This window comes from Micrococcus sp. APC 4021, assembly GCF_030407635.1.
GTDB lineage: Bacteria > Actinomycetota > Actinomycetes > Actinomycetales > Micrococcaceae > Micrococcus > Micrococcus luteus.
Window position 1 is genome coordinate 1 of the sequence record NZ_JASDCZ010000097.1, and the last position, 8,775, is coordinate 8,775.

The 8,775-nt window shown below is 71.2% G+C and carries 8 protein-coding genes; 3 read left to right on the forward strand and 5 right to left on the reverse strand.

Features of this window, described 5'->3' with window-relative positions; translation table 11 throughout:
- Positions 1-1,266, forward strand: a 1,266-nt coding sequence (locus tag QL983_RS08745; protein WP_290152354.1) for an acyl-CoA desaturase, incomplete at its 5' end; no start/stop codon positions are given.
- Positions 1,267-1,306: 40 nt separating this feature from the next.
- On the opposite strand, the gene QL983_RS08750 is transcribed toward QL983_RS08745, so the two are convergent.
- The 3 genes from QL983_RS08750 to QL983_RS08760 all read right to left on the reverse strand — a co-directional run bounded on the left by QL983_RS08750 (position 1,307) and on the right by QL983_RS08760 (position 5,364).
- Entirely contained in the window at positions 1,307-2,203 is an 897-nt protein-coding gene (locus QL983_RS08750) for a sugar ABC transporter permease (RefSeq protein WP_205810729.1), read from the reverse strand.
- An 86-nt stretch (positions 2,204-2,289) separates the two neighbouring features.
- Positions 2,290-3,927, reverse strand: a complete 1,638-nt coding sequence (locus tag QL983_RS08755) for an ABC transporter permease subunit (RefSeq protein ID WP_041104127.1) — start codon at positions 3,925-3,927, stop codon at positions 2,290-2,292.
- Positions 3,928-4,041: 114 nt separating this feature from the next.
- Entirely contained in the window at positions 4,042-5,364 is a 1,323-nt protein-coding gene (locus QL983_RS08760) for a maltose ABC transporter substrate-binding protein (protein WP_041104129.1), read from the reverse strand.
- Positions 5,365-5,707: 343 nt separating this feature from the next.
- Between QL983_RS08760 and QL983_RS08765 the strand changes: the two genes are divergently transcribed.
- Both QL983_RS08765 and ugpC read left to right on the forward strand, forming a co-directional pair.
- Complete coding sequence (locus tag QL983_RS08765) at positions 5,708-6,727, forward strand: LacI family DNA-binding transcriptional regulator (protein WP_041104131.1); 1,020 nt, start codon at positions 5,708-5,710, stop codon at positions 6,725-6,727.
- Positions 6,728-6,809: 82 nt separating this feature from the next.
- Complete coding sequence (gene ugpC, locus QL983_RS08770) at positions 6,810-7,889, forward strand: sn-glycerol-3-phosphate ABC transporter ATP-binding protein UgpC (RefSeq protein WP_041104133.1); 1,080 nt, start codon at positions 6,810-6,812, stop codon at positions 7,887-7,889.
- Between the two features lie 43 nt (positions 7,890-7,932).
- Here ugpC and QL983_RS08775 read toward each other — a convergent pair whose 3' ends face one another.
- Positions 7,933-8,412 carry an SRPBCC family protein gene (locus QL983_RS08775; protein WP_122054747.1) on the reverse strand — a complete coding sequence of 160 codons (480 nt, stop codon included), beginning with the start codon at positions 8,410-8,412 and terminating at the stop codon, positions 7,933-7,935.
- Between the two features lie 73 nt (positions 8,413-8,485).
- Positions 8,486-8,740 carry a glutaredoxin domain-containing protein gene (locus tag QL983_RS08780; protein ID WP_290152361.1) on the reverse strand — a complete coding sequence of 85 codons (255 nt, stop codon included), beginning with the start codon at positions 8,738-8,740 and terminating at the stop codon, positions 8,486-8,488.
- Positions 8,741-8,775 lie beyond the last annotated feature (35 nt).

An 8,775-nucleotide genomic window follows, 5' to 3' on the forward strand; every position in this document is an offset into this window, starting at 1 on the left:
GGCGCCACCGCCCCGGACGATCTGGCCCTGGCCATCCCCGGCACCACCGTCCGCGGCCGCGCCGCCCGGGTCCTGCCGCAGGACCGCCCCGACACCACGAGCTGGGCTCCCCACACCGCCGAGTCCCGTGCCGCCACGTCCCGCTCCACCGCCGCCGCCACGACGCCGGGACTGCCGGGCGTCGTCGGGAGCCCGGCGGTGCGCCCGCCCGGCGCCGCCCACCTGACGGACGCGCAGGTGGCCGAGCTGGGCCGGGAGCTGGACGCGATCCGCGACGACGTGCTCGCCCGCCGCGGCACCTCCGACGCGGCCTACATCCGCCGCGTCATCCGCTGGCAGCGCCGGCTCGAGCTCGGCGGCCGCGCCCTCCTGCTCAACGCACGACACCCCGCCGCGTTCGTGGCGGGCACGGCCATGCTCACGGTCGCGAAGATCGTGGAGAACATGGAGATCGGGCACAACGTGCTCCACGGCCAGTGGGACTGGATGCGCGACCCGGACATCCACTCCACCACGTGGGAGTGGGACTTCGTGACGCCGTCGCGGGCCTGGCAGAACACCCACAACGACCTGCACCACCGCTGGACCAACGTCGTCGGCAAGGACCGGGACGTGGGCTACAACGTGCTGCGCATGGACGAGTCCGAGCCGTGGCAGCCGCGGCACCTGCTCAACCCCGTGATCAACGCGGGGCTGGCCCCGATCTTCGAGTGGGGCATCGCCCTCTACGACCTCGAGCTGGACCGCGTGCAGAGCGGGGAGAAGTCCCGCGAGGAGCTGATGACGGATCTGCGCTCCGTGGGCGTCAAGGCGGCCCGGCAGTTCGCCAAGGACTACGTGGCCACGCCAGCCGTCGCCGAGGTGCTGACCGGCTCGGGCAAGGCCACGCTCGCGGGCACGCTGCTGGCCAACGGCCTGCGCAACATCTGGGCGCACTCGGTCATCTTCTGCGGGCACTTCCCGGAGGGGGCGGAGACGTTCTCCGAGGAGATGGTGGACGGTGAGACCCGCGGCGACTGGTACGTGCGGCAGATGATCGGCTCCGCGAACATCTCCGGTTCGAAGCTGATGCACTTCATGACCGGCAACCTCTCCCACCAGGTGGAGCACCACCTGTTCCCGGACCTGCCGTCCAGCCGGTACGCCGAGGTGGCGCCCCAGGTCCGTGAGATCTGCGCCCGCTACGGCCTGCCGTACACGACCGGCCCGCTGCTGCGGCAGGTGGGCTCCGCGTGGAAGAAGGTGTTCCGGCTGGCGTTGCCGTGAGGCGGGAGGGGCGGGCGCCCCTCCCACCGCCGTCGTCGGCTCAGCCCTTCACGCCGCCGGCCGTGAGGCCGGAGACGATGTACCGCTGCAGGAACAGGAACAGCGCCATCACGGGCAGGGCCGCCAGCACGGCGCCGGCCGCGAACACGCCCCAGTTCTCGGAGCGGGTCTCCGAGACGTAGCCGTAGAGGCCCACCGCGAGCGTCTGCGCGGACGGGTCCGTGAGCACTACGGAGGCGATCACGAACTCCGAGACCGTGGTGATGAAGGACAGCAGGGCCACCACCGCGAGGATGGGGGTCACCAGGCGCAGGATGATCGAGAAGAAGATCCGCGCGTGCGAGGCGCCGTCGAGCTTGGCAGCCTCGTCCAGCGACGGCGGAATGGTGTTGAAGAACCCGTACATCAGGTACGTGTTCACCCCGAGCGCGCCGCCCAGGTACACGAGGATGAGGCCGAGCTGCGAGCCGATGCCCAGGACGGGCACCAGGTTGCCGATGTAGGTCAGCAGCAGGAAGATCGCCACCACCGCGAGCAGCTGCGGGAACATCTGCACCAGCAGCAGCGTCAGCAGCCCCACGCGGCGGCCCGTGAACCGCATCCGGGAGAACGCGTAGGCGGCCAGGGCGCCGAGGAACACCGTCATCACGGACGTGATGACGCCGATCACCATCGTGTTGAGGAACCAGCGGCCGAAGGGCCGGTTCGGGTCGCTGAACAGGTCCACGTAGTTCTGCCCGCTGAACGAGGAGAACAGCCGGTTCGAGCTCGCCATCGTGCCAGTCGGGTCGAGCGACGCGGACAGCACGTACAGCAGCGGGAACAGTGCGAACGCGCTGGCCAGCACGCCCACCGCGTGACGCCAGCCGAGCTCCCGCATCCAGCGGCCGAACGAGCGGCGGCGTCGTGGCGGGGCCGGGTCCTCCTCCCAGCGCAGCGGGTCCGTCTCCTGCTGCGCCAGGGCGGCGGCGAGGGGCGAGGTCGGGGCGTCCGGCCGGGGCCGTCCGGAATCCTGGGGGATGCTCACTTGTCGATCTCCTCGAGCGCCTTGGTCTGCCGGAAGCTGATCGCCGAGATGGTCGCCACGATCAGGAAGATCACGATGGACAGGGCGGAGGCCAGGCCGTAGTCGCGCCCCACCCCGCTGAACGCCGTCTTGTAGACGACCGTGATCAGCAGGTCTGTGGCGCCGATGTTCGAGCCCGCGTCGGGGAACCGCGGTCCGCCGCCGGTCAGCATGTAGATGATGTTGAAGTTGTTGAAGTTGAACGCGAACGAGGAGATCAGCAGCGGCGCCACCGAGACCAGCAGCAGGGGCAGCTTGATGGAGCGGAAGATGCGCCACGGGCCGGCGCCGTCCATGCGGGCGGCCTCGTCCACGTCCTCGGGCAGGGACTGCAGGGCGCCCGTGGTCACCAGGAACATGTAGGGGAAGCCCAGCCACAGGTTCACCACGAGCACCGACAGCCGGGCCAGCCACGGGTCGGTGAGCCACGGGATGTCCGCGCCGCCGAAGAACACGGTGTTGACGAAGCCGAACTCCGGGTTGAGCAGGCCGGCCCACACGAGGCCGGACAGGAACGCCGGGAACGCGTACGGCAGGATCATCATCACCCGGTAGACCTTCTTGCCGCGCATGTCCGAACGGTTGAAGGCGATCGCCAGCAGCAGCCCGACGGCGAACGTCGTGGCCACGCTCAGGAACGCGAAGGCGAAGGTCCACACGGTGACCCGCAGGAGCGGGTCGCGCAGCTCGGGGTCGGTGAACGCGCGCGTGAAGTTGTCCAGGCCGACGAACACCCGCCAGCCGGTCTGCAGCGTGCTGCCGTCGTCCGCCTGGAACTGGCCCTCGCCGTTGTCCCGGTACTCCACGCCGCTCTCGAGGTCCGTGAAGGTGTCCCGGGCCTCGTCGTACTCCAGACGCGGCGCGTACACGTACCCGCGGGAGCCGTCGCGCGTCTCCAGGGTGCCGTCCGCGGCGTCGTCGCTCAGCGGGACCTTCAGGCGGGCGACCTGGTCCTGACGCTGCAGCAGGTCGCCGAACCGCAGGGTGGTGTACCCCTCCACCCCCACCGGCTCCCCGTCCTGCATCTGGGCCTCGACCGGCTCCAGCGCCTGGTCCGCGCCGCCGAGGACGGGCTCCCCGTCCCGCAGGGTCAGCAGGTAGAGGTCGCCGCCCTCCTCCAGCACCGTGATGTCGTACACCGGGGAGTCCGGCACGCGGATGGAGGAGGAGCGCTGGATGATCTCGATCGCCGCGGCCTTGTCCGAGTTGTGCCCGGCGCCGTAGTTCGTGAAGGCGACGTAGGAGGAGTAGACCACCACGAACACCTGGAACAGCATCAGGAAGAACAGGCCGGGGGCGAGGTACTTGGCCGGCAGGCCGCCGCGGCGCAGGTAGATCCAGTTGATGCCGATCGTGACCGCCAGGGTCAGCGCGAACACCACCCAGTCCCCCGCGGCCGCGAGCTGGAACAGCAGGAACGCCGCGAAGGCGTCCACGAGGCCCAGCAGGACGATCTTGGCCAGCGTGCCACCGAGGCCGTCGGTACCCCGGGCGTCCGCACGACGACGGCGGCCCGGGCCGGTGCGGCGCGCGGCGTCGTCGAGGGCGGCGGTGGCGGCGTCGGACCGGTCCGACGCGGTGGAAGACGGGCTCATAGTTCCTCATCCGGCCCGAGGGCCTGCCGTGGAAGGGGGGTGCGCCCCGAGGGCGCGGGGCCACGGTCCGCCTCCGGCGTCCCCGCGGGGACGCCGGAGGCGGACCGCGCCGGATCACTGGCCGATGCGGCCCTCGATGTCGGAGATCATCTTCTGCCAGGTCTGGACCGGGTCGCCCTCGCCCTTGATGATGCTCATCTCGGCGCCGCCCCAGAACTCGAACACCGCGCCCATCTCGGGGGCCGCCGGCATGGGGACGCCGTTCTCGCCGATCTCGCCGAACGCCTTCACGGTCTCGTCCGAGGCCGCCTTGTCGAAGGAGGCGGTCAGCGCCGGGGGACGCTTGCCCTCGGCGTAGAGCGCGTCCTGGGCCGCCTCGGTGGAGAGGTAGTTGACCACGAACTCATTCGCGGCCAGCTGGTTCTCGGACTCTGAGGAGACGAAGAAGGCGTTGACGCCCACGAACGGCTGCGCCGGCTGGTCGCCCATGGACGGGATGGCCTCGACCTCGAAGTCGACGCCGGCCGCCTCGGCCTCCTCGACGTTCCACGGGCCGGTGATGAAGTAGGCCGCGTTGCCGGAGTTGAACTGCTCCTTGGCGATGTCCGCGGTCATGTTCGGGTTCAGCACCCCGGACTCGCCGTACTCGGCCAGCTTCTCGGCGAAGGCCTCACCCTCCGCCCCGCCCATGGCCAGTGAGCCGGTGTCGTACGAGCCGTCCTCGGCCTGCTTGAACACGGGGGCGCCCATGGAGGTCTGGAACGGGTACAGGTGGTACGGGTCGCCGTTGACGGGGTCGAGGCCCACCACGAACGGGTACTCGGCCTCGCCGGCGTCGACGGCCTTCTGGCCCTCCGCGATCATCTCGTCGAAGGAGGCCGGGGTGGACTCGGCCAGCTCGGTGTTGCGCAGGACGGCGATGTTCTCCACGGAGTACGGCACGCCCCAGGTCTGGCCCTCATAGGTGACGGCCTGCACGGAGGACTCCACGAAGTCGCCGGCTCTGTCGCCCAGCTCAAGGGGCTCGATGGTGCCGTTCTGCACGAGCGAGCCGATCCAGTCGTGGGCGCCGACGATCACGTCCGGGCCCTCGCCCGTGGGGTTCTGGGTGATGAAGTCGTCCTTCATCGTGGAGTTGTCCTTGACCACGAGCTCCACCGTGATCCCGGTGTCCTCCTTGAAGTCCTCCGCCACGGCCTGCAGCGGCTCCTGGCGGTTCTGGTCCACCCACATGGTGATGGTGGTGGCGCCGGCCTCGGAGAGGTCCTGGCTCGGGGACGCGGCGGCCGTGCCCTGCTCGGTGGCGCCGGCCGGGGAGGAGGACGCCGGGGCGGAGGAGCCGCCGCCGCACGCGGTGAGCGCGAGGGCGGAGAACGCCGCGGTGAGGGTCAGGCTGAGCGGGCGGCGGAGGAGGCCGCCGGTCGTCGTCGACTGCATGGTGTGCCTTTCACGAGGGGTGGCGGCCCGCGGCATGCGCCGGCCGTTGCGTCGCCGACGTGGGCTCCGCGGTGAGACGGCGCCTGCCCCCGGCGGCTGAAGGAGTCAGTCCCCAGGAGTGTAAACGCTTCCACTGTGATGTGCCACACAGACGTGCGCTCCCGCATGAACACGGCCATGCGGGAGTGGGGGCGGCGGTCAAGACCGGCTGAAACGGGAATGGAAGCGCTTCCACCACCGCGCCTGCCGTGCCGTACTCTGGTGCCACGCATCGACCCCCGGCCCGCCGCCGTCGTGCACCCGCCCCGCCACAGAACCCCTCGAACCGGGAGGAGGACCGCCGATGGTCGGCATCAAGGACGTCGCCCGCATGGCCGGGGTCTCCACCGCCACCGCCTCCCGTGCCCTCACCGGCTCCGGCCCCGTGGCGGTCGCCACGCGCACCCGAGTCCAGGAGGCCGTCGCCACGCTCGGCTACGTGGCGGACTCCGCCGCTTCTTCGCTCGCCTCGGGCCGCACCCGCAACATCGGGCTGGTGACCCCCTCCGCCCACCGGTGGTTCTTCGCCGCCGTGCTCGAGGGCGCCGCGGACGAGCTCGTGCGACACGGGTACGACCTCACGCTCTACGACGTCGGCCAGGACCCGGAGCGTCGGTCCACGGTCATCTCAGACCTGCTGCCTCGACGGCGGCTGGACGCCCTGATCACCCTCTCGTTCCGGCTGAGCATGTTCGAGCTCGCCGGACTCGAACGCCTCGGCCTGCCCGTGATCGCCGTCGGCGGCCGCCTGCCGGCGGGTGAGACCCTGCCGGACTGGTTCACCGCCGTCCAGGTGGACCACGCCCGCGCCGCACGGATGGCCACCGAGCACCTGCTGGAGCTCGGACACCGGGACATCGCCTACGTGGGCCGCGTGGACGAGGACATCGAGTTCCAGGTCAGCACCGAGCGCACCCGCGGGTTCCTGCACGCCCTCGCCGCCACCGGGGTGCGCACGCCGGCCGACTGGATGGTGCCCGCGGACTTCACCATCGGCGGCACCTACCACCAGGCGCGCGCCCTCCTCGCCGACCCGCGGCGCCGGCCGACGGCGGTCATGTGCATCTCGGACGAGATGGCCATGGGCACCTGGATGGCAGCCCACTCCCTGGGGCTGCGCGTGCCCGAGGACGTGTCCGTGATGGGCCTGGACGGCCACCCCGAGGCCGCCCGCCTGGGCATCAGCACCGTGGACCAGAACCCGCTCGAGCAGGGCCGCCGCGCCGTCCGCCTGGCGCTCGGCGCCCTCGACGGCGCCGCCCACCCCCATCGGATCATGCACCACCTGGCCTTGCGGCCGAGAGCGAGCACCGCGCCGCCGTAGACCGTCAGCCCCGACCCTCACCCATCCCTCTCCTTCACCTTGGATCGTCGGGCACGTACCTGCCCGTGAAAGGAACCCCACCATGGCCTCCGTGACCTTCCGCTCCGCCAGCCGCCAGTACCCCGGCTCCCCCCGCCCCGCCGTCGACTCCCTCGACCTGGAGATCGCCGACGGCGAGTTCCTCGTGCTCGTGGGCCCCTCCGGCTGCGGCAAGTCCACCTCCCTGCGCATGCTCGCCGGCCTCGAGGAGCTCTCCCACGGCAGCATCCTGATCGGCGACCGGGACGTCACCGACGTGGACCCCAAGGACCGGGACATCGCGATGGTGTTCCAGAACTACGCCCTGTACCCGCACATGACCGTGGCGGACAACATGGGCTTCGCCCTGAAGATCGCCGGCGTCCCCGCGGACGAGCGGCGCCGCCGCGTCGAGGACGCCGCAAAGCTGCTGGACCTGACCGAGTACCTGGACCGCAAGCCGAAGGCCCTCTCCGGGGGCCAGCGTCAGCGCGTGGCCATGGGCCGGGCGATCGTGCGCGACCCGCAGGTGTTCCTCATGGACGAGCCGCTCTCCAACCTGGACGCGAAGCTGCGCGTGCAGACCCGCGCCCAGATCGCCAACCTGACCCGTCGCCTGGGCACCACCACCGTGTACGTGACCCATGACCAGACCGAGGCCATGACCATGGGCGACCGGGTGGCGGTCCTCAAGGAGGGCCGCCTCCAGCAGGTGGACACGCCGCGCAACCTCTACGAGCGCCCGATGAACGTGTTCGTCGCCGGGTTCATCGGCTCCCCCGCCATGAACATCTTCCGCATGCCCGCCACGCACGAGGGCGTGCACTGGGGCGAGACGGTCATCCCCGTGCCGCGGGAGGATCTGGCCGACGCCGGCACGACGGTGGACCTCGGCGTGCGCCCCGAGAACCTGGTGATCAGCGACGACGCCGCCGGCCTGCCCGTGGAGGTGGACACCGTGGAGGAGCTCGGCGCGGACGCGTACGTGTACGGTCACGCGACGATCGGCGGCGAGGAGCGGCTCATCACCCTGCGGACGGTGGGCTACACGGCGCCGGAGAAGGGGTCCGTGGTGCACGTGGTCCCGGACCCGGAGCGCGTGCACCTGTTCCACGCCGACACCGGCGAGCGACTCAACCGCTGACGGCGGCGCGGAGCGGCGTGACGGCGGCGGGCGTCGCCTGCCCTCAGTCCTGACGCTCGGCGAGCTCCGCGAGCCGGTCGATCGACGCACGGAGCTGCTCTTCGCCGGTCCGCAGCGCCTTCTGGATGCGCTTCGGGTCGGTCAGGGCGGTCCAGTCATAGGTGTGGGTGACGCGGCAGCCGCCCTCGTCGTCGCCCTCGACCTCCCACCGCCACAGCTGGCCGAACGGCTCCCCGCCGACCTCGGAGGGCTTCCAGGCGATGCGGCGGCCCTCCTCGAACTCGACCACGTGGTTCGCGCGGTCCACGCCCTTCTGCAGGGTCATCACGAACACGTCCCCGACGGCGGTCACCCGCTGCCCGGGGGCGGCCTCGGCCAGGTTGTCGTTGCCGTCCCACTCGGGCTGGCGGGAGGGGTCCGCGATCAGCTCGAAGACGACGCCGGCCGGGGCGTCGACGTGGTGGGTCGCGGACACGACGCGGTCCTCGGGGGCGGGCAGGGCGGTCTCGTCGATGTGCTCCATGGGGAGAGCGTAGACCCCGATGCGCACCCGCCGAGAGGGCCGGCGGGGCTCGCGCGGGGAGCGGCCCCCGATCTCAGATCAGGCCCAGCGCGGTGAGCTTGGCCGCGGCCTCCTCGTTGGTCGGCTCCACCTGGTGGTCGCCGTCGGGGAACACGACCACGGGGATGTTCTTCCGGCCGGAGATCCGCTCGGCGGCATCGGCCTGGGCCGGGTCGGCGACGAGGTCCACGTAGTCGTAGGCGACGCCGAGCTCATCGAGCTGGCGCTTGGTGCGCAGGCAGTCGCGGCACCAGTCGGCGCCGTAGACGGTGAGGTCGTTCTGACTCATCCGTCCAGCGTACTGAGGGGTGGGATGCTGGGGGC

What these genes read in the sequence shown, in the direction of transcription:
- QL983_RS08780 (WP_290152361.1), bottom strand. Translation starts at nt 8,740, where the DNA reads ATGAGTCAGAACGACCTCACCGTCTACGGCGCCGACTGGTGCCGCGAC.
- QL983_RS08775 (WP_122054747.1), bottom strand. Translation starts at nt 8,412, where the DNA reads ATGGAGCACATCGACGAGACCGCCCTGCCCGCCCCCGAGGACCGCGTC.
- QL983_RS08760 (WP_041104129.1), bottom strand. Translation starts at nt 5,364, where the DNA reads ATGCAGTCGACGACGACCGGCGGCCTCCTCCGCCGCCCGCTCAGCCTG.
- QL983_RS08765 (WP_041104131.1), top strand. Translation starts at nt 5,708, where the DNA reads ATGGTCGGCATCAAGGACGTCGCCCGCATGGCCGGGGTCTCCACCGCC.
- QL983_RS08755 (WP_041104127.1), bottom strand. Translation starts at nt 3,927, where the DNA reads ATGAGCCCGTCTTCCACCGCGTCGGACCGGTCCGACGCCGCCACCGCC.
- ugpC (WP_041104133.1), top strand. Translation starts at nt 6,810, where the DNA reads ATGGCCTCCGTGACCTTCCGCTCCGCCAGCCGCCAGTACCCCGGCTCC.